The 20,002-nt window shown below is 60.1% G+C and carries 15 protein-coding genes; 8 read left to right on the top strand and 7 right to left on the bottom strand.

Annotated features, from left to right (window positions below; translation table 11 throughout):
* Positions 1-82 precede the first annotated feature (82 nt).
* From FEU76_RS08260 to FEU76_RS08250, 3 genes are all read left to right on the top strand, one after another.
* Positions 83-2,548 carry a GDYXXLXY domain-containing protein gene (locus tag FEU76_RS08260; RefSeq protein WP_186299116.1) on the top strand — a complete coding sequence of 822 codons (2,466 nt, stop codon included), beginning with the start codon at positions 83-85 and terminating at the stop codon, positions 2,546-2,548.
* An 81-nt stretch (positions 2,549-2,629) separates the two neighbouring features.
* Positions 2,630-4,450 carry a mechanosensitive ion channel family protein gene (locus FEU76_RS08255; protein WP_144982026.1) on the top strand — a complete coding sequence of 607 codons (1,821 nt, stop codon included), beginning with the start codon at positions 2,630-2,632 and terminating at the stop codon, positions 4,448-4,450.
* Positions 4,451-4,511: 61 nt separating this feature from the next.
* Entirely contained in the window at positions 4,512-5,294 is a 783-nt protein-coding gene (locus FEU76_RS08250; RefSeq protein ID WP_144982023.1) for an alpha/beta hydrolase family protein, read from the top strand.
* Positions 5,295-5,325: 31 nt separating this feature from the next.
* Here the strand turns inward: FEU76_RS08250 and FEU76_RS08245 are convergent, their stop codons facing one another.
* Complete coding sequence (locus FEU76_RS08245; RefSeq protein ID WP_144982020.1) at positions 5,326-8,799, bottom strand: acyl-[ACP]--phospholipid O-acyltransferase; 3,474 nt, start codon at positions 8,797-8,799, stop codon at positions 5,326-5,328.
* A 187-nt stretch (positions 8,800-8,986) separates the two neighbouring features.
* Entirely contained in the window at positions 8,987-9,922 is a 936-nt protein-coding gene (locus FEU76_RS08240; protein WP_081195730.1) for a LysR substrate-binding domain-containing protein, read from the bottom strand.
* Between the two features lie 97 nt (positions 9,923-10,019).
* Here FEU76_RS08240 and FEU76_RS08235 point away from each other — a divergent pair, with 97 nt between their 5' ends.
* Positions 10,020-10,949, top strand: coding sequence for a DMT family transporter (locus FEU76_RS08235; protein ID WP_260851378.1), 930 nt, complete (start codon positions 10,020-10,022; stop codon positions 10,947-10,949).
* Positions 10,950-11,001: 52 nt separating this feature from the next.
* The gene (locus FEU76_RS08230) at positions 11,002-11,847 is read left to right on the top strand and encodes a putative RNA methyltransferase (RefSeq protein ID WP_144982017.1); all 846 of its coding nucleotides are present in this window, start codon (positions 11,002-11,004) and stop codon (positions 11,845-11,847) included.
* A 104-nt stretch (positions 11,848-11,951) separates the two neighbouring features.
* On the opposite strand, the gene FEU76_RS08225 is transcribed toward FEU76_RS08230, so the two are convergent.
* Both FEU76_RS08225 and FEU76_RS08220 read right to left on the bottom strand, forming a co-directional pair.
* Positions 11,952-12,158, bottom strand: coding sequence for a cold-shock protein (locus FEU76_RS08225; RefSeq protein ID WP_009095703.1), 207 nt, complete (start codon positions 12,156-12,158; stop codon positions 11,952-11,954).
* Positions 12,159-12,380: 222 nt separating this feature from the next.
* Positions 12,381-12,596, bottom strand: coding sequence for a TIGR02450 family Trp-rich protein (locus FEU76_RS08220; protein ID WP_039183856.1), 216 nt, complete (start codon positions 12,594-12,596; stop codon positions 12,381-12,383).
* Positions 12,597-12,815: 219 nt separating this feature from the next.
* Between FEU76_RS08220 and FEU76_RS08215 the strand changes: the two genes are divergently transcribed.
* Positions 12,816-14,084: a dicarboxylate/amino acid:cation symporter gene (locus tag FEU76_RS08215; RefSeq protein ID WP_039183853.1), complete on the top strand. Its 1,269-nt coding sequence runs from the start codon at positions 12,816-12,818 to the stop codon at positions 14,082-14,084.
* Between the two features lie 96 nt (positions 14,085-14,180).
* On the opposite strand, the gene FEU76_RS08210 is transcribed toward FEU76_RS08215, so the two are convergent.
* On the bottom strand, positions 14,181-14,354 hold the full coding sequence (locus FEU76_RS08210; RefSeq protein WP_016914759.1) for a YqaE/Pmp3 family membrane protein: 174 nt from the start codon (positions 14,352-14,354) through the stop codon (positions 14,181-14,183).
* A 157-nt stretch (positions 14,355-14,511) separates the two neighbouring features.
* Between FEU76_RS08210 and FEU76_RS08205 the strand changes: the two genes are divergently transcribed.
* On the top strand, positions 14,512-16,509 hold the full coding sequence (locus FEU76_RS08205; protein WP_186299123.1) for a TonB-dependent receptor: 1,998 nt from the start codon (positions 14,512-14,514) through the stop codon (positions 16,507-16,509).
* A 103-nt stretch (positions 16,510-16,612) separates the two neighbouring features.
* On the opposite strand, the gene FEU76_RS08200 is transcribed toward FEU76_RS08205, so the two are convergent.
* Positions 16,613-17,611 carry an NADP-dependent oxidoreductase gene (locus FEU76_RS08200; RefSeq protein WP_144982431.1) on the bottom strand — a complete coding sequence of 333 codons (999 nt, stop codon included), beginning with the start codon at positions 17,609-17,611 and terminating at the stop codon, positions 16,613-16,615.
* A 177-nt stretch (positions 17,612-17,788) separates the two neighbouring features.
* Complete coding sequence (locus FEU76_RS08195; protein WP_039176927.1) at positions 17,789-18,181, bottom strand: septal ring lytic transglycosylase RlpA family protein; 393 nt, start codon at positions 18,179-18,181, stop codon at positions 17,789-17,791.
* 314 nt (positions 18,182-18,495) lie between these two features.
* Between FEU76_RS08195 and FEU76_RS08190 the strand changes: the two genes are divergently transcribed.
* On the top strand, positions 18,496-19,935 hold the full coding sequence (locus FEU76_RS08190) for a hypothetical protein (RefSeq protein WP_144982011.1): 1,440 nt from the start codon (positions 18,496-18,498) through the stop codon (positions 19,933-19,935).
* Positions 19,936-20,002 lie beyond the last annotated feature (67 nt).

Raw genomic sequence — 20,002 nt, 5'->3', positions numbered from 1 at the left:
TGTATAACCTTTATATCGCTTTGGCGCTGTCAGGCGTCATGTCTTACTGGCCAAGGCCTTGGCCCCTGTGGACTCCATGCGTATGCCTTCAAGAGTTGATGAGCAGAACCCCCTGAGCTACCCAACGAGCGCGGACTGGCACCAGCTGTTCATGCGGCTGCTGCCTTGGCTGGCTTGCCTGGCCCTTGCCGGTGCGCTGCTGTTTTTCGTGGCCTACCACTGGGTCGGCATGGGACGCTGGGCGCGGCTGGGCTTGCTGCAAGCCGTGCTGTTGCTGGCCGTGGGCATGGCGCTGTGGCAGGCCCGGCGGCCCAGGGGCAGGCAGTTGGCGCTATGCATGGCGGTGTGCGTGGTGGGTGCGCTGCTGGCGCTGATCGGGCAGGTGTATCAGACCGGGGCAGACCCGTGGCAACTGTTTGCGGGTTGGGCGGTATTGGCCCTGCCCTGGGTCGTCATGGCCCGCCTGAGCGGGCTGTGGCTGCTGTGGTGGGGGCTGGTGAACATGGCCGTCTGGCTCTATGCCAGCGTTTGGGGGTTATGGGGGGCGTTGGGATGGCCTCAGGTGGCGGGCCTGTGGGGACTGGCGGTGGTCAATAGCGTGGCGCTGGCCGGTTGGGAGTGGGGCGTGCAGCGGCGGGGCTGGCCAGCGGGCTGGGCGCTGCGCGTGCTGGCGTTGGGCAGCGGGGTGCCGGTGACCCTGCTGATGATGCACTGGCTGTCGGGCGCGTTGACCCACGCTTATCTGCCTGTGGCCGTATATGGCACCTGGCTGGCGCTGCTGTACGGGGTATATCGCTACCTTCGCCTGGAGTTGTTCATGCTGGCGGGAGGGTGCCTGTCGGTGATGGTGCTGGTCCTGTGGCTGATGGCACGTTATTGGCTGTCGAGTGACGGCTACGCGATTGGCCTGCTGATGATGGCCATTGCCGTCACCGCGATGGGCATGTCGAGTGTGGCTTGGTTGAAGCGCATGGCGGGAGAAGGCCCGCTGCCATGGCTGCTGAGAGGTGTACAGGCCGTGGCCGGGTGGCTGGCCGCGCTGTGTTTGCTGGGGTTCGTGGCAACGCTGTTGGTGGCCGTCATCGACAGCGGCCCCCTGACGCTGATGATGGGGCTGGGCTGCCTTGGGCTTGGCTTTATCGTGCTACGGAAAATGCGCTCGCACGATGTGATGACGCATCTGGCGCTGGTCTTCAGCCTGACAGGGCAGTTTCTGGTGGCGTGGGCGTTGCTGGCGAGTAGTTGGGGAGCTGGCTCGGAGGGTGGTTGGAACAGTGGTTGGAACGGTGTCTGGAACGGTATCTGGAAGAGCGTCTGGCTGCTGTGGATGCTGCAGGTCGGCCTGGCCGTGGTGATGCCCAGCGCGTTGCACCGTTTCGTGGCGACGTTGCTGGCCTGCATAGCGCTCTATATGGCTCTGGCACTCCACGGTATGGGGGCTGCCGCCAGCGGCCTGATCCTGTTGGCGGTGGTCAGCGTTTGGCATGGGTATTCGTGTGGGCGTGGCCACCCGGAGGCGATGCACGCCTGGGGGCTGGGCTTGCTGATGGGCCTGCTGGCCGTGCAAGGCGTGCTATACGCCCTGGCGCCCAGCGGGCTGGATAGCCTGCTGGGTACGGCGCCCCGTTGGCCAGGGCTGGTGCGCGGTGTCACGACCCTGCTGGCAGGGGGCGCCCTGCTGTGGGTGGTACATCGTGCGCTCACCGCGTGTGCCGTGCCCCCCGCTTCACGCAGGCTTGCCTATGCCGCCGTGTTGGTCACGGCTGGGGTGGCCTTCTACGTGCCGGGGCTGAGCGCCGGGCTGGCGCTGCTGTTGCTCGGATACGCTCTGGGTCAGCGGCTGGTGTTGGGCGCAGGCGTGGTGCTGTGGCTGATGGCACTGGGGCACTATTACTACTGGCTGGACCTGTCGCTACTGGCCAAATCCGGGCTGCTGCTATTGCTGGGAATAGCGGCGTTGAGGGCGCGTGGACTGCTGGCGAGGCGCGCACACGAGGCTGACTCCAGACTGCAGGAGCGCCGTGCCCGTGCCAGCCGCTTCCGCTGGGCGCTGGTGCTCTCCACGCTGCTGGTGCTGGCGGCCGTCAATGTTGCCATCTGGCAGAAGGAGCGCCACCTGGCCGAAGGCGAAATCGTCTACCTGGCGCTGGCACCGGTGGACCCGCGTTCCTTGATGCAGGGCGATTACATGGCGCTCGACTTTGCGCTGGCCCAGCGGTTGCGGCAGGCGCTTTACGAGGATCACTCCCAGGCCCTTCCTGACGCCCTGAATGGCGAGGTCGTGGTGCGTCTGGACGATGCACAGGTCGCTCGTTTTCAGCGCCTGGACGATGGCTCACCCTTGGCCAGTGACGAGCGCCGCCTGGCGTTTCGCCTGCGCCATGGGCAGGTGCGCTTTGCCACCGACGCCTTCTTCTTTCAGGAGGGACATGCCGAGCGCTACGAAGCGGCGCGCTATGGCCAGTTCCGGGTAAATGCCCAAGGGGCGCTGCTGCTGACGGGGCTTTATGATGAGGCGTTGCAGCGCCTGGGAGAGTTGGCTCCGTGACCAGCCCGCCGGGGTGTAACTTGCCTCACGGGCTATCGTGGTCTGTACTTGGTCCAATCATAAGCACGGATAGAGGCGAGAATGACGAAAGCACACGGATGGCGATACTGGCTAGTACTGCTGGTAGGGCTATGTTTCTCGCACATGGGCCTGGCGCAGAGCCAGGGCGACGAAAGCGAAGATGAGCGCTGGTTCACCGCAGACACGCTGAATGCCGGACTGGGCGAAGCGCCGGAAGAGGTCAAGCGGCTATCGCCCAGGGAGGCGATTCGCAGCTTCCTGACGCTCACCGAGGAGGGGGACTACGCGGCCGCCGCGCATCTGCTCAACCTGGCGGATATCGACTCGGGTGAGCAGCCTGGCCGGGGGGCCGAACTGGCCGAGCAGCTGGCCGAAGTATTGCGGCGCGGCGAGTGGCTCAACGCCTCCAACTTGTCCGGGCGTCAGGATGCGGCCATTGAAGACCCGTCCGGCCAGAACCCGATGACCGGCCAACCCCGACGTAATATCGAGCTGGCCTCGTTGCAGATCAATGGCGATGCGTACGATGTGCGCCTGGGCCGTTACCGCATCCCCGATGAAGACCCCGTGTGGCTGGTGATGCCGGAGAGCGTGTCAGCGATTCCCGAGCTGTATGAAGAGTACGGGCCTTCGGTGATCGAGCAGTATATCCCCGAGCGGTTCAAGACCTCGTTCGGCATGCTGAAGGTATGGGAGTGGCTGGCCATTCCGCTGTTTTTGCTGACGGTGAGCGGAGTGGGCGTCGTGGCCTACTATGCCGTGAGGCTCGTGGCGCGCCTGTTGCCCTCCGGTGTGTCGACCATCTTCGCCGACCAGATCGGGGTGCCCGTTGCGCTGATCGTGATGGCGCTGTTCACTCAGGCACTGCTGGATTACGTGGTGTCGTTTTCCGCCGTGGCCACTACCACCTTCCGGGTATTGCTGATTGCCGTGATGGCCTGGGGCGCGGGCACCATCGCGCTACGCCTGGTGGATACCATCATGCTGCGCATGACGCGTCGCCTGGTGGGGGAAATCGACGATACCAAACCCCGCGACAAGCGCCGTCTGCTGACCAGCCTGTACGCCTTGCGGCGTGGCATCATTCTGGTCACGGTGGTGTCGGTATCGGTGTACGTGCTGGGGCAGATCAAGCTGTTCGAATCCCTGGGCCTTTCGCTGTTGGCCTCGGCCAGCGTGCTGGCCGTGCTGGTGGGCATTGCGGGCCAGGCAGTGCTGGGCAACATTCTCTCCTCTTTTCAGCTTTCGCTGGCCAAGCCGGTGCGCATCGGTGACCTGGTGATCTTCGAGGGCCAATGGTGCTACGTAGAGGGTATCTTCTATACCTTCATCCGCCTGCGCTCCTGGGATGAGCGTCGCTTGATCGTGCCGGTGACCTACTTCATCTCGAAGCCTTTCGAGAACCTGTCGGTCAAAAGTGCCAAGATGTATCGCTTTCTGGAGCTGACGCTGCACTTGAGTGCCGACATCTCCAAAATTCGTGAAAAGTTTATCGAGTTTGCCGAGGCCGAAGAGTCCGTGGTCGAGCACCACAAGCTGCTGTGCTACGTCACAGGCCAAACGGCACATGCGCAGACCGTCACCTGCTACCTGATGACCTCCGACCCGCTATCGGGCTGGACCGCCGAAATGAACATCCGCGAGCAGCTCATGGCCTACATCCGCGATGAGCACCCCGAATGGTGGCCCCGCGAGGTCATGGTCATCAGCCACCACGACGTGGCCAAGGGCCACGGCCAGCGCTCGGGAACCACGTCGAGCGCCCGCCAGGAAACCCATGAACGCACCCCCCGCGGGCCCGGTGAAGGCAGCAGCGACAACCGCGGAGACGCCAGCAGCGAAGGCAGCGCAGAAACCTCAGGCAACAGCGCACCCGACTAGGGGCGCATTTGCCCAGATATGCGGGCCGATATCATGAACATGACGGAGACAGATTAGCGAGATGACACTCAATATCGTGCAACGGATGCTGCCTGGTTGGGGCGTGACCTATGGCCCTGCCGGTGAAGGGCCGTTTCCTGCCGTGATGCTGCTGCATGGTTCGGAAGGGGCCTGGTCGGGATGGAGCCATCGAGATGCGATGCTGTTGGCTGCACATGGATACCTGGCGTTTCCATTGGGTTATTCACAGGGTGGCAACGTCTGGAATGCGGGGCACATCATTGATTATCCCTTGGAGCGCAGCGCTGAAGCGCTGCTAGCGTTACGCGCTTCTGGTTATGCGGCTGACTGGGTCGGCCTCTACGGCGTTTCTCGCGGTGCCGAGCAAGCCCTACTGCTGGGTACCCTGATGGCACGTGAGGCAATGCCTGGCTTGCCTGACGCCATCGCCGTGCATAGCCCACCCGATGTAGTGTGCGGCGCCTTCGATGCGCGAAGTTTTCGGGATGCAGGCGACCCAGGTTGGCAAGCCTGGGACGCCCGTCAGCGAGCCTGGCAATGGCGTGGGCGTCATGATGGTCTACTGCCCACAACGCCTATCGAGATCGAACGTTATCCAGGCCCGCTGTTCATTTCTCACGGAACCGATGATCAAATGTGGTCGGTAGAGATGACAAAACGCCTTGAGCAGCGCTTGCGTCACCATGGTCGCGAACCGGAGGTTCATTACTACGCTGGCGAGGACCACATTCCAGGTAGTGAAGGGCAAAATCTCCACTATCAGAAGGTGCTTGGCTTCTTTGCCCATGCGTTGCACCTGCATACCACGCAACCTGGTAAGTGATGATCGAAGTCGAGGCATGCATTCCTTGGCATTAGGTGTTGGCCATATCCAGCTGCTCCTTGGCCAACCGCTTGGCGCTCGCGAAGTCGGCTTTGCCGGAGCCGAGGCGGGGCAGGGCAGCCGTCGTGAGCCAGTGGTCTGGAATCATCAGGTTGGGGGTGCCTTGGCTGCGCATGGCCGAGGCGGTTGCCTGGCGATCCAGGGGTGTTTCCGATAGCAGTATCAGCCGCTCGCCTTTGCGTGAGTCGGGTAGGCTGACCGCCATCAAGGGGGTGTCGGCCTCTTCGAGGGCTGCGCGGACGGCGTTTTCCACGGCGGTCAGGCTGACCATCTCTCCGGCGATCTTGGCAAAGCGCGTGTAGCGGTCGATGAGGGTCAAGAAGCCGTCTTCGTCCATGTATCCTTTATCACCCGTGACGTACCACCGTTGCCCATCCAGCGTCTTGAGCGCCGAGGCAGTGCGTTCGGGGTCATGGAGGTAGCCCTGCATGACCTGAGGGCCACTGACGATCACCATACCGGCTTGCCCGGTGGGCAGTTCATTCAGGCTTTCCGGATCGACCACTTTTACGCTGGTGCCCGGCAGCGGCATGCCCACCGTGCCCGGCTGATGCCCCTTTTGCAGCGGCTGCGAACGGGAGCCCAGCGTGTCGGGCAAGTTGACCGAGACCACCGGAGCGGTTTCGGTGGCCCCGTAACCTTCATAAATGGGCATGCCGAACTTGGCCATGAAGCCTTCTCGCACGCGCTCATCCAGCTTCTCGGCACCGGCGACCACGATGCGCAGGCTGTGCAACTGCTCGGCTTGCACTTTGGGGTGACGGCTGAACAGCCGCAGCAGGCTGGAGGTGCCGAACATGATGGTGGCCTGGTGTTGGCTGACGGCCTTGGCAACCCCGGATACGTCGGTCGGGTCGGCGTGGCAGACCAGGGGCAGCCCTTCCACCAGTGGCAGCAGCTGAGTCACCGTGAACCCAAACGCATGAAATGTCGGCAGCGAGGCCATCACCACATCGTCGTGCTGGGTGTTCAGTACGTCGGAGGTTTGCTTGATATTGGCCATCAGGTTGCGGTGGCTGAGCATGACCCCCTTGGGCATCCCTTCGCTGCCGCTGGAGAACAGGATGGCCGCCGTGGCGCGGGCATCCTGTGCGCGGCAGAAGAGCGTTTGCAGCAGCCAACCGGGGAGGCAGCGAACGGCTAGCCAGGTCATCAGCCGCTCTCGGCGCGTCATGCTGGCCTGCAGGTCTTCCAGGTAAAGAACGCGAAGGCTGGCCAACAGCGGTGTGACGTCGAAGCCGCGCTGCTCCAGCCTGGTGACAAACCGCCGGGAGGTGAGCAGCGTGCGTACCTCTGCCTGCTGAAGTGCAAAGGCCAGGGCCTCCTGGCTGGCCGTATAGTTCAGGTTGACCAGCGTTTTACCCGCCAACAGCGTCGCCATATTGGCCAATACTCCCGCCGAGCTGGTGGGCAGCAACACCCCGACGACGGGCTCCTGGGCGCTGTGGCGCATCAGACGTTTGGCGATCAACAGGCTGCCAGTGAGCGCCTGGCCGGCACTCAATGCGCCACCCAACGTATCTGCCACGGCAGGCGCGCCGGGGCGGCGTTTGACGCTTTTGATCCAGGCGCAGGGCAGGCTGGGCAAGGTATCCATGGCATGCAGCCAGGAGTGGGTAGCCTGTTCGAAAATGCGCCGCTTGAGCACATCGGCGGAGGTGTCTTTCGGCAGCGGCTTGCCAAAGGCAACCACCACGGCGCGGTGCAGCGGCGCGTTGCGCAGCTCCTTCAGCTTGCTGGAGGAGCGGGAGAACTGACTGCCCCACAGCCCACGCAGATAGAAGGGCACGATGCACACACTCGGGTCGGCCTGCTGGCAGGCGCGCTCGTAGCCTCGGCGCAGCTCGCCCAGTTGGCCGTTATAGCTGATGGCACCCTCTGGAAACAGGCACACGACCTCGCCTGCATTGAGCATGTTGGCCACTTTGGCCAGCGCAATGTCGGCCTGCTCGCCGCGTTCGATGGGGATGCAGCCCAGGGCCTTGAAAAACCAGCGCAGGTACCAGCGTTGATAAATGGAGCGCAGCATCACGAAGCGCACGGGGCGTGGGCTGGCAATCTGCACCATGGCCCAGTCGATCCAGCTGATATGGTTGCCCAGCAGCAGTACGCCCCCCTGGGCAGGCAGGTTCTCCAGGCCATGCACTTCAACCCGATAGCGGCGGGTGAGCAGAAATCCCAATACGAAGCGCACCAGGCTCTGCGGCAGCTTCAAGATAGTGTAAGCGCCGCCCGCCATGGCAACGCTGGCAATCAACAGCAGCAGATAGTGGCTATCGACCCCTGCCAGAGCGAACAGCGCGGTGAGCGCCAGAAAGCCCAGCATGGCCAGGTTCTGGATCCAATTATTGGCGGCCATCACGGTGCCCAACTGGTGGTCGGCCGCATGGAACTGAATCAGTGCGTTCAGCGGCACGATGAACAGCCCGCCCATGATGCCGATGAACACGAAGTTCAACGCCTGGCTGGTGGGCGTCGTGAACAGGGGCAGGCACCACAGGCCGATGGCGACCCCAACGGCTCCCACCGGAATCAGCCCGGTTTCGATGCGGTTGCGGGACAGCGAGCTGGCCAGCAGCGACCCCAGCGCAATCCCGATCCCGCTGGCGGCCAGGATGGTTTGCAGCACCAGCGTGTTATCGATGGAAAGCGCATCCTTGGCATAGGACGGAAAGGCGGCCAGCAGCACCTGGCCCACCGACCAGAACGTGGCCAGGCCGATGATCGACAACCGCAGTACGGGCTGCTGGGCAATCAGTCGCAGGTTTTCCCTGAGGGCGGTGCCGCTGCGGTAGCGCGCCCAGGTCAAGGGGGTGGGCGCGGGGCGCGGTGGGTCCAGCGGCAAGCGGTACAGAGCGACCACCTGCAGGCCGCTGTTGAGGACCAGCAGCCAACCCAACGGGGCAATGTGGCGCAGCAGTTCGGCAGGGGAGCCGCCGCCCGCAGGCACCCAGTATTCGAACAGCGCGGTAAAGGCCACGGTGCCTGCCAGTATCGCGGCGATGGTGACGGCTTGCACCAGCCCATTGGCCTCTGCCAAACGTGGCTTGCCAAACAGCCCTTTCACCAACCCGTACTTGGCAGGGGAGTAGAAGGCCGACTGAATGGCCAGCAGCAGCGTCATGGCAAACGCCAGCCAGAACCAGCCCTGGTAGTAAGCCGCCGTGATACCGAGCGACACCGCCACGGCCGCCCAGGCCGAGACGCGCAGCACGCTGACGCGGGGGATCCGGTCGGAAAGATGGCCCGCAGGGCTGAACAGCAGAATGAACGGCAGCAGAATCAGGCCATTCACCAGCGCCGTCAGCACCACCTGTTGCGTACCGTCGTAGCTTTTGAAAATCGTGTTCTGGATAACGATCTTGTGCCCTAGATCCACAAACGCATTGAGGAAAATGGCCATCAGGTAGGGCCAGGCGCCCGCGCTGCGCAGCAATGCTTGCATGGTGTCTCACCAAGGTGGTCGGAAGTTAAGGCACTTTTGCAACGATCTTTTCGCAACAACTGGGTTGTTGCAAATGTAAGCGCGTAGGTCGACTTATATAGGGTCTTTAGGGGCGTTTCACAATGTTTTTCATCATTCTAGCTGGCAGCCAGGGGGCTCATGACGAATAACATTAAGCTAGTCGAAGTCATGAGGGGGTGCCGCGAAAATGAGACGCTTCACGCGCTAGCCATTCGACGAAGCATGCCACTGCTGGTGGTGTTTCGCCCTCAGTGGGCAGTATCAGCTCGTAGGTGAAGGGCGACGCGAGAGAGAAGTCATCTGCAAAGGGACGAACCAGCACACCGCTGGCAAGGCGTTCGGCGACAAGCGGGTAGCTGGCCAGGACGAGACCCTGTCCCGCCATGGCTTGGTCGAGTGCCAAACTATAAAGCGAATATTGGCGTTGACGAGGAGGGTTCATGACTTCTACCCCCGCGCGTTGAAACCATTCGTGCCAGCCAGGAATGGCGTATTTCTGGTGGTGGTCCCAATGGACGGTAAGTAATGTCTGTTTCAACAGATCGCCAGGTGTCGTGATGCCTGAGTGCGTTAACAGATTCGGTGAGCACACAGGGAACAGGATATCTTCGAAAAGGTGTTGGCTAACAACACCAGGCCAAGGCCCTTTGCCATAGCGTAACGAGATGCGAGCGCTGTTGGTCATCCACATGGGAGGCGTCAAACGTGCCTCGGCATCCAACGAGATTTCGATTTGCTGCTCACGAGCTTCAAAGCGTGGCAAACGAGGCAGTAGCCAAAGTTGCAAGAAGGAAGGCGGTGCGCTGAGCAATAAGCGGAACGCTCCTTGGGAGCGCTCGGTGACATGCTGAACTCCGTTAGCGATACGTGATAAACCCGCAAGAACGTCTTCCGCGAGAGCTTGGCCTGCCTCGGTTGTACGTACCCCATGGGCATATCGCTCGAATAGCATGACACCCAAGTGATCTTCTAATTGTTTGACCTGGCGACTCACTGCGCCAGGGGTCACCCCGAGGCGTTGCGCTGCCGCTTTAAAACTGTTTGCTTTTGCGGCCTCGGCAAAGGCACGTAGTGCATTCAGTGGCAATTTTCCGATTCTCATGGCGTGAGTTTTCCTAAGCCTGGGCGCGAAAAGTAATCGTTTGTGTATGGTTTGGCTTCCTGCTGCAATGAGCATCTTGATGTTATAGGAGCTTATTGTGAACCACCAAAAGATAGCCATGAGGAGCCAGGCTTGCTGGCAGGAAGCAGGCTCGCAACGAAAATCAGTCGACATGACCGCGGCATCGCTGATGTTGATTTTTTGTATTGTATTAGGGTTTCAGCAAGTGGCCATCAAGGGAGTGGCTGATGATATCTCACCTCTAGCTCAGGTTGCCTTACGCTCTGCTATCGCTGGCTGCTTGGTAGGGTTGCTGGCTTATTGGCGTGGCTTGCGCTGGAAGACGGTAAAGCGCCATTGGGTGCCTGGTTTACTCGTAGGGATGGGTTTTGCAGCAGAGTTTTCTTTTGTGGCTTGGGGGCTTACTTATACCCTGGCATCCCATATGTCGGTCTTCCTGTATACGGCTCCCATTTTCGCAGCGCTTGGATTGCATCTTTGGGTGCCTGGTGAGCAGCTGTCGCTTCGTCAATGGTGGGGAGTAGGGTTAGCGTTTTTGGGCATGGTGATTGCCATGGCTCCAAGCGGTGCTTACAGCGTCGATATTCTGATCGGCGATTCACTGGGGTTACTGGCCGGGCTTTCCTGGGCGGCAACGACGGTCATCATTCGTAAGACTTCTCTTTCTGAGGCCCCTGCAGAGCTGACATTGAGCTATCAGCTCAGTGTCACAGCGCTGTTGCTATTACCTGTGGCCGCTATATCTGGTCAGCTATTCAGCGCCAAGTTCACAGGGCTAGCCATGGCCAGTCTTGGTTTTCAATCATTGGTGATCTCGTTTGCTGCTTTGATGCTGTGGTTTACCTTGTTACGTCGATATCGTGCATCACAGCTGGGGGTGTTCTCTTTTCTGGGTCCGCTTTTTGGAGTGCTTTTTGGTACCCTACTACTCAACGAGCCGTTAAGCCCTAATTTCATGATGGGCGGCGGCGTTATTCTAATTGGCATTGTCCTGGTGACGCGCTAAATCTATGGGGCACTATATTTTGCCTTCTTTCGGTGGCTGCCATGATGCAGCAATGAGCATAACTCCCTTTCAGCCTCTGACCTGCCCGCTCGATGGCGAACCGCTCTATCTGGAAGGCAATACGTGGCGATGTGCCGCCCGCCACGCTTTCGATGTGGCCAGACAGGGCTATGTGAACCTGCTGCCGGTGCAGCAGAAGCGCTCGACGGACCCTGGCGATAGCAAGCCCATGGTGGCTGCCCGCCAGCGTTTTTTGGCGGCGGGGCATTATCGGCCGATTGCCGAGTCGGTGAGCGAGATCCTCCAGCGCCATGCCCATGGGCAGGAGGCGTATCACTGCCTGGATGCGGGGTGTGGCGAGGGGTACTACCTGCGTGAACTGGCGGGGCGATGGCCTGCCGAACAGTCGCTGGCGCTGATGGGGTTGGATATTTCCAAGTGGGCGGTGCTGGCGGCTGCCAGGCAGGGGGCCGAGACGTGCCGTTGGGTGGTGGGCAGCAATGCGCAGCTGCCGGTACAGTCGGCCACGCTGGACAGCGTGCTGTGCCTGTTCGGCTTTCCGGTGCATGCGGAGTTTGCGCGGGTACTCAAGCCGGGTGGGCAGCTGCTGCAGGTGGAAGCGGGGCCTGAGCATTTGCGAGAGCTGCGTGAGGTCATCTACCCGACCCTGAAGCCCGCCCGTGAAAAGTCTCCCGAGGTGTCCGCAGGCTTTGTGGCGCATTCAGCGCATGAGCTGCGCTATGTGGTCACTTTGAAGGGGGCCGAGTCGATTGGCGATTTGCTGGCCATGACGCCTCACCTTTACCGCGCCAGTGCCGAAGGCCGCGAGCGAGCGGCGAATCTGGAGGCGCTGTCGTTGACCGTGGATGCACGACTCATCGTCTGGGAGCGAGTGTAGTTTGCAGATGACGCTCAAACGCAAAAAGGCCCGCCGAAGCGGGCCTTTCTGGTGGAACCCATCACACGAGGCGTGGGTTCCAGCAAATGCTCAAGTCCGAAGACTTAGGAGATTTGCTTGATGTTAGAAGCCTGCAGGCCTTTTTTACCCTGGGTAACGTCGAAAGAGACGTTAGCGCCTTCTTGCAGGGTTTTGAAGCCGTCAGACTGGATTTCGGAGAAGTGTGCAAACAGATCGTCGCCACCGTCAGAAGGAGCGATGAAACCGAAGCCTTTGGTGTCGTTAAACCATTTAACTGTGCCAGTTGCCATTGTGTAGATCCTTTGCGCTGATGCGCCTTAATAAAATTCCTGGTATGACCCAGATGAAGTAGCGGGTGAAACAAGGAATACAATATTCAGGCTAACGAAAAAGATCGTACGCAACTGAAACCATGCTGCTTGCTTACTAACCAACTGACGCTACAGTGTCATGCTTGCGCTGCCGGGTCAAAGCCTTTCGTGATTATTTTTTGAGTCTTGCCATGGGAAGCGCTATTTCCAGCCCATTTTCCACGTCTGGTCATCCTTGAGCGCCTGCCAGGGCAGCGTGGTTTCACGGTGGGAATGCACGGCTTCCAGCACGACATCGACGACCTGCTCTTCCTCGTCGCGCAGCAGCTGGGTCACGATGAAATGTTTTTCCTTGTTGCGAGGCGTGACCGCGGTCCATTTGCTGTGGTGTAGCTTGTTGGGGTTGATGCTGTTCATGGGAGCTCCGGCAATCGAAGAGAAAACCTGTGGCGTGACTAGGGTGGTGGAGAACGGGGCCTTCATGCGCGTTGTAAAATGGGCCCCATGCGCCATGCTAAGCTAGGCCACGTCATGATGTTGCGACGCACGATGTAGACCGCTGATTCCTATCACTGATTCATACCCACGATTCACACCAACTATTTACATCAACCATTTACACCAACAGGGCACTCAATGAAATATCTATGGAAGCGCTATCTTCAGGCGTCGCTTATTTTACGCGTGACCATTGCGCTGGTTCTGGGCGTGCTGGTCGGCCTGGTGGGCGGCGAGTGGGTCGCCACATGGCTAGGCCCGGTCGGGGATTTGCTGCTGCGTCTGTTGACCTTTCTCATCGTGCCCATCGTGCTGTTCACGCTCATGGTGGGAGTGAATCAATCGCGTGAGGGGAGCGCCGGTCGGGTAGGGGGCAAGGTGTTCTTCTACTATTTGGGGTCCTCCGCCTTGGCGATCATGGTGGGCTTGAGCGTGGCGACGCTGTTCAGTCCTGGCAGCGGCATGACGCTGAATGATAGTGCGAGCTTTTCGGTTCCCGAGAGCCCAGGCGTGGTCGATGCTTTGCTGAACATCGTGCCCAGAAATATCGTGACGGCCTTTGCCGAGCTGAACATGCTGGGCATCATTTTTACCGCCTTGGTCTTTGGCATTGCCCTGCTGAAGTTGCGCCAATCCGAGCAGCAGCATGCGCTGGGAGAACAGCTTTATCAGGTGATCGAAGGGCTGAACGAAGTCACCCTCAAGGTCATGGCTGGCGTGCTGCATTTCGTACCGATAGGGGTCTTTGCCATTGTCGCCAAGACGGTCAGCCAGCAGGGAATGGCAACCCTGGTATCGCTGGGGGATATGGTGATGGTGCTCTATATCGCCTTGGGGGTACAGCTGCTGATTTATTGCCTGATCATGATGCTGTTCGGAGTGAAGTTACGCACCTTCTTTCGTGAGGCGCGCACGCCCATGGCGACTGCTTTTGCGACGCAAAGCAGTGCAGGCACGCTACCCTTGACCATCAATGCAGCCCAACGCATGGGCATCCCGAAAAGCATCTATGGCTTCAGCTTGCCGCTTGGGGCAACGCTCAACATGGATGGCGCGGCAATTCGTATTGCCATTTCGGCGGTGTTTGCCGCCAACGTCATTGGTGCCCCGCTCGATTTCATGAGCATGGCCCAGATCGTGCTGATCGGCACGCTAGTGACCGTCGGGACGGCGGGTGTGCCCGGGGCGGGTATCATCATGATCGCGACGGTATTTGCTCAAGTGGGCCTGCCCATTGAAACCGTGGCGCTATTGACGGCAATCGATGCGTTGGTCGGCATGGGGGCCACGGCACTGAACGTGACGGGAGACCTGGTCGGCTCGTCCGTGATCAACCGCAGTGAAGGGAACGACCTGAGCGAAGCGCCACCCGAAACGGATAGCCCCGCTGTCAACAAGCAGGCATGACCTTCGGAAAGAAATGCCGGTAAGAAAAGACGGGTGCAAAAACGCCGCCTTGCACGAGGCAAGGCGGCGTTTGTCAGACGGAGTGATACGAGCGGGCTAGTGCTTCAAGATGACATAGAACGCATGAAGGATGCCCGGTATGAAACCAAACAGGGTCAGCAGGATATTGAGCCAGAAATGTCCTTTTAGCCCGACTTCGAGAAACACCCCGAGAGGGGGGAAGATCACCGCAAAAATCATCTTGATCGGGTCTGTCGCTGTCAACGCCATAAAGCCTCCTTTGCTTTTTTAGCTAACCTATAAGACCAACCACTTACACTATCGTTCAGCTTAGGCTGAGCGCCAATCATTGGGAAGGGAATCCATGCATCGTTTTCAATTACCGTTTTCACGTACACCGCTGGCTCTGTTGTTGGGGTCGGTGGTGATGACCCCGGCGGCGGCGCAAACTGCGCCCGAGGCCAGTACCGTGCTGCCTGCCGTGGAGGTCAGCGCTCCCCGTTTGGCCCGTGAACTCTATGCGACCCCAGCGGCTGTTTCGACTATCGACGCCCAGGAGATCCAGCAGGGGCAGCAGCGGGTGCGGCTGGATGAGTCGCTGAACAGGGTGCCCGGGGTATCGCTGCAGAACCGTGATAATTTTGCCCAGGGCCAGCGTATCGCCATTCGTGGTTTTGGTGCCCGGGCGCCTTTTGGCGTACGGGGGATTACGGTGATGGTGGATGGCATTCCGTATACCCTGCCGGATGGTCAAGCGCAGCTGGATGCCATCGACCTGGACAGCGCCGAACGGATCGAGGTGATTCGCGGCCCCTCATCGGTGCTTTACGGTAATGCTGCCGGAGGCGTGATCGACGTGACCACAGCCGATGGGCGTGACAACCCTGGCACTCGCATCCGTCTGGGGGCGGGCAGCCATGGCTATCAGAAAGTGGCGCTGCAGCACGGTGGCGCGCAGGGGGATTGGTCGCATCATGTCAGCTTGACGGCCCTCAACGTGGATGGTTATCGCGAGCAGAGCGCCACGGAAAAGTACCTGCTGAATGCCAAGCTGCGCCGTGAGTTGGGCAGTGAACGGGCACTTACGGCCATCATCAACGTGCTGGATAACCCGCGCTCGGAAGACCCCGGTGCCCTGACGGCCACCGAGGTTGCGCAGGGGCGCGATCAGGCTGCGCCCAACGCCCTGGCGCTGGATGCCCGGCAGCAGGCCGAACAGCAGGTGCTGGGGCTGCAATACGAAGACTTGGCGCTGGGGGACGGCGCCTTGTACCTGCGCGGTTTTGTGGCTCGTCGTGATTTCGAACAGCAGCTGCCGTTTGTCGGTGACAGCCGTTTGGGCTATCGCCGTGATTACATGGGGGCCAGCGCCGAGTATCACCAGGCAGCCATGCTGGGCGAGCTGCCCCTCGATTACGTGGTCGGCGTCGACCTTGCTCGCCAGGAGGATGACCGCTACCGCAATCGGGTCAATGCCGTGGGCGCGGTGGGGGATGCCTCGGCTGACGAAACCCAGCGTGCCACCTCCAGCGGCGTCTTTGCTCAGGGGGATCTGGCGCTTTCCGAGCAGGTGACGTTTTCGCTGGGCGCGCGCTTCGATCGTGTGGCGCTCAGGGTAGACGATGACTTTCTGGCAGATGGCGACCAGAGTGGCCGACGCTCCTTCAACGAATGGAGCGGCTCGGCCGGGGTGAGCTACCGTTACCTGCCGCAGCATCAACTCTATTTGAACACCGGCACCGCGTTCGAAACCCCCACCTTTGCCGAATTCGCCAACCCTGCGGGCGGGGGCTTCAACCCAGCCATCGAGCCGCAAAAAGCCTGGAATCGAGAAATCGGGATGCGCGGGTATGTCGAACCGCTGGCCCTGGATTACGATCTGGCGCTGTTTTCCGTGCGGGTGCGCGATGAGCTGGTGCCTTTCGATGAAGGAGGGCGCACCTTCTACGAGAACGCCAGCGATACCCAGCGTGACGGGATCGAGTTGGCACTGGGCTGGCAGCTGGCCGATGCATGGCGGGTGAACAGTGCCTTGACGCTGGCGCGCTACGAGTTCGATAACTTTGACGATTCAGGGGCGAATTTTGATGGCAATCGGCTCCCCGGCTTGCCCGAGCAGACCTGGATCAACCAGTTGACCTGGCAGCAACAGGAACGTTTTGCCACGCTGGAAACCGAATATATCGGTAGCCTGATGGCCGACAACGCCAATGCCACCCAAGTCGACAGCTATTGGCTGGTCAACCTGCGTGTAGGCGATGAGTGGCAGCTCAGTGGTGATACGCGGCTGAGCGCTTATCTGGGGCTACGTAACCTGTTCGACGAAGAGTACAACGACAACGTGCGCATCAACGGCACCTTTGGGCGTTTTTACGAGCCTGCGCCGGGGCGCAGTGTTCATGGCGGCGTTGAGCTGAGCTTCTAAGCCAAACCGATCGCTAAGCCAACACGATAGCGCTGTAGATAGCAGGGGGCAGCCTGGGCTGCCCCCTGAGCATAAGATGGGGTGGTAGCGAATGCCTGGTGAGTTACAGCTTCACCAGCATCTTGCCCGTGTTGGCGCCTGAGAAGAGCGCCAGAAACGCCTCCGGGGTACTTTCCAGGCCTTCCTTGATGGTCTCCTGGTAGACGATGCGACCATCGGCCACCTGAGGCGTCACTTCATTCAGGAAGTAGCGATAGCTGGCCCAGTGATCCGCCACGATGAAGCCTTGCATTCTGGCCTTGCGGACCACCAGTTGTGACAGGTTGCGGGGGCCAGGCGCAGGTGCCTCGGCATTGTAGCCTTCGATCATGCCGCAGACGGCGATACGCGCCCCTTCGTTGAGCTGAGCCAACGCGGCTTCCAGGCAGATGCCCCCCACGTTTTCGAAATAGACATCGATGCCGTTCGGGCTGGCAAGCTTGATGGCGTCGCTGAGCTCCTGCGCAGTGCGGTCCTGATAGGTGACTGGCTCGACGCCGATGGACTCCAGCCAGGCCAGCTTGTGGGCCGCCCCGGCAATGCCCACCACATGGCACCCCTTGGCCTTGGCCAGCTGTACCGCCAGTGACCCCACGGCACCGCTGGCGGCACTGACCAGCACGTTATCGCTGGGTTTGCATTCGGCAATCAGGTTCAGGCCTGTCCAGGCGGTCATGCCCGGCATGCCAAGCACGCCCAGATAGGCTTGCTCGGGGGCGTCGCCTTCCGGCAGCGGGGTGACGCTTTCGCCCAGCAGTTGGGCAATGTCTCGCCAGCCGCCCATGTGGCTAACGCGCTGGCCTTCCTTGATATCGGGATGCCTTGATGCGATGACCTCACCAATGGCGCCGCCTTCCATGGGCTTGCCCAGCTCGAAAGGGGCAATGTAAGTGCGCATGCCCGTCATTCTGCCGCGCATGTAAGGGTCGACCGATAGCCAGCGATTCTGGATGCGAACCTCGCCCTCTTCCAGTTCCGGCAGCTCGGCACTTTCCAGCGCGAACGTAGAGAGGTCGGGTAGGCCTGCGGGGTAGGTCGTGAGCGTGTAGAAACGAGAAATCATCATAGCCTCCTGCTGTCAGGGAATGCGGTAATCCTTGCCTCATAAAGACCATTAGCCTGCTTTCAGGTTCATTAGGCCATAAAAAAGCGGCCCCGCTGGGGGCCGCTTTTAGTCAGCAGGTTGCATGGCAACGCTGATCGTTTAAGGGGTAGCACACGCTCGCGGGTGTGTTATCCGTTAATCTACCAGAGTGATCATCACTGGGGCGGTGCCTCGGCGTACCATGCCTAGTGCGCGCGCCGCTCGCTTTGAAAGATCGATGACTCGTCCCTGAACGAAGGGACCACGATCATTGATCATCACTTCTACTTCCTGCCCTGTATCGGGGCGAGTGACCAGCACTTTGGTACCGAACGGGAGGCTTGGGTGAGCCGCCGTGAGGGCTTGCTGATCAAAGGTTTCACCGCTAGCGGTAAGGGCTCCCTGGAAGCGGTCACTGTAGAAAGACGCAACGCCTTCTTCTAGCTCCAGGTTTACTGCTGATTGACTGGCAACTGCTTGGTGAGCGGTAGAAAATACCAGCAGTGTGGCCAGGCAACTCGTTCGTACCAGGTGTTTTAGGGCTCCCATTGGAGTACCTCAGAGGTTCGTGTCGCGGACTCCGCTTTCATCGATGAGGCGCCAAATTGGCCAGGTGATAGTAGCCCGCGTATGGCGAGTCGGCAAGCTTTAAGAAGATCGGTGCAAATAGCTCCATAATTGCGTTTTTTGTAACGAATCATTATGCCTTTGTGTTTCAGTAAGTTAACGGAGGCGGTGCAAGGTGGAAACGAGCGTCAAATGCGAGGGTTATTTTTATTGAAACGCTCACTTTAATGGATCGAAGCGACTTATAATCCGATGACGCTATATCGGCGTTTTTGCCTACGATCAAGGATGCACCTATGGCCAAATCCTCTCCTGTTACTCTGCTGCTGGTCGCCGTGGGCGGCGTTGCGGTGGGTTACTTCGCAGCACAGTCTCTCTCTCAAACCCCCTCCACACCGGACACGGTGGAAGTTTCGGATGAGGTTGCCAGTGATTCAGGCTCTAGGTTCGAAGGGTTGGAGACCCTGGCGCTTGGCGAGCGTGGCCGAGGCGAAATCACCTCTGCCAATGAGCTGAACGGTAACGACGGTAGCCGCTTTACTCGCTACGTCATCCAGCTGGATGAAGATGCGCTGGTGGAGGTGTCGCTGCGCGGTGCCTTGCAAGGCATCGTGGCGCTGTACGATGATCAGCTGGAGCTGCTCTCCAGTGCCGATACCGTGCGTTATCGGGTGAAAGAGAGCGGCGACTACATGGTCGTGGTCAGCGGAGCCAATGCCCAGAGCTATGGCCCCTTCAGTGTCGAAGCCCGAACCATCGAACTGAGCGACTCCGACACATTGGCGGTGGGCACGCCCATGGATAGCTGGCTGGAGAGCACTCCCCGAGAAGTCACGTTGACCGTCGAAGAGGCGGGCATGTACCAGATCGAGATGCGTGCCGATGAATTCGACGCCTATCTGGAGCTACTTGGCCCCAACGGCTATTACCGGGAAGACGATGACAGCGCCGGTAACCTGAATGCCCGCATTGCCGATTTTCTGGAGCCGGGCGATTACACGGTGACCGCAAGAAGCGCTTTTGGTGATGGCAGCGGCCTGTTCACCTTGGCGGCAGAACCGCGTGAGCTTCCGGGCGATGGCGACCTGCGCAATGACGGTGCCATTCAGTCGGGTGAGTCGTTGAATGGCTGGTTCAGCGGGCAGCCCTTGAGCTACGAGCTCGAGATCGAAGAAGCCGGCATGTACCAGATCGAGATGAATTCCAGCGATGTGGATGCTTATCTCGTGCTGGAAGGTGCCAACGGCTATTACCGTGAAGACGACGACAGTGCCGGTAATCTGGACGCCCGTATTGCCGATTTCCTGGCACCGGGCAGCTATCAGATCACGGCCCGCACGGCGTACGGTACCGACAGCGGCCTGTTTACCCTGTCAGTGGCAACACGTGAGTTGCCAGAAGACGTAGAGCTGCGCAACGAGGGCGAATTGACCCCCGATGAAACCATCAATGGCTGGTACAGCGGCGAACCGTTGACCTATCAGCTAACCTTGACGGAGAGTTCGCGGGTAACGCTGGCGATGAACTCCACTGACTTCGATACCTATCTCGAACTGTATGGCGAAGGTGTCTCCTACAGTGACGACGACGGCGGTCAGGGAACCAACGCCCTGCTGGAGCAGGCGCTGCTACCGGGTACTTACACCGTGAGCGCCCGTGGTTTCAGCGCCAGCGGCAGCGGCATGTTCGAGCTGGAGGTAAGCGCAGAGCCTACGGAAATGCAGCCTGACACCTGAGTGGGCCAGTAGGTAACGCGGTGATCATGCCCCTGCTCTGTGCAGGGGCATTTTTTTATGCTGGTAT

It is taken from the genome of Halomonas sp. C22 (assembly GCF_007655045.1).
Classification (GTDB): domain Bacteria; phylum Pseudomonadota; class Gammaproteobacteria; order Pseudomonadales; family Halomonadaceae; genus Vreelandella; species Vreelandella hamiltonii.
Note: the sequence above shows the minus strand (reverse complement) of the source record. Positions and strands in the feature narration are given on the sequence as shown.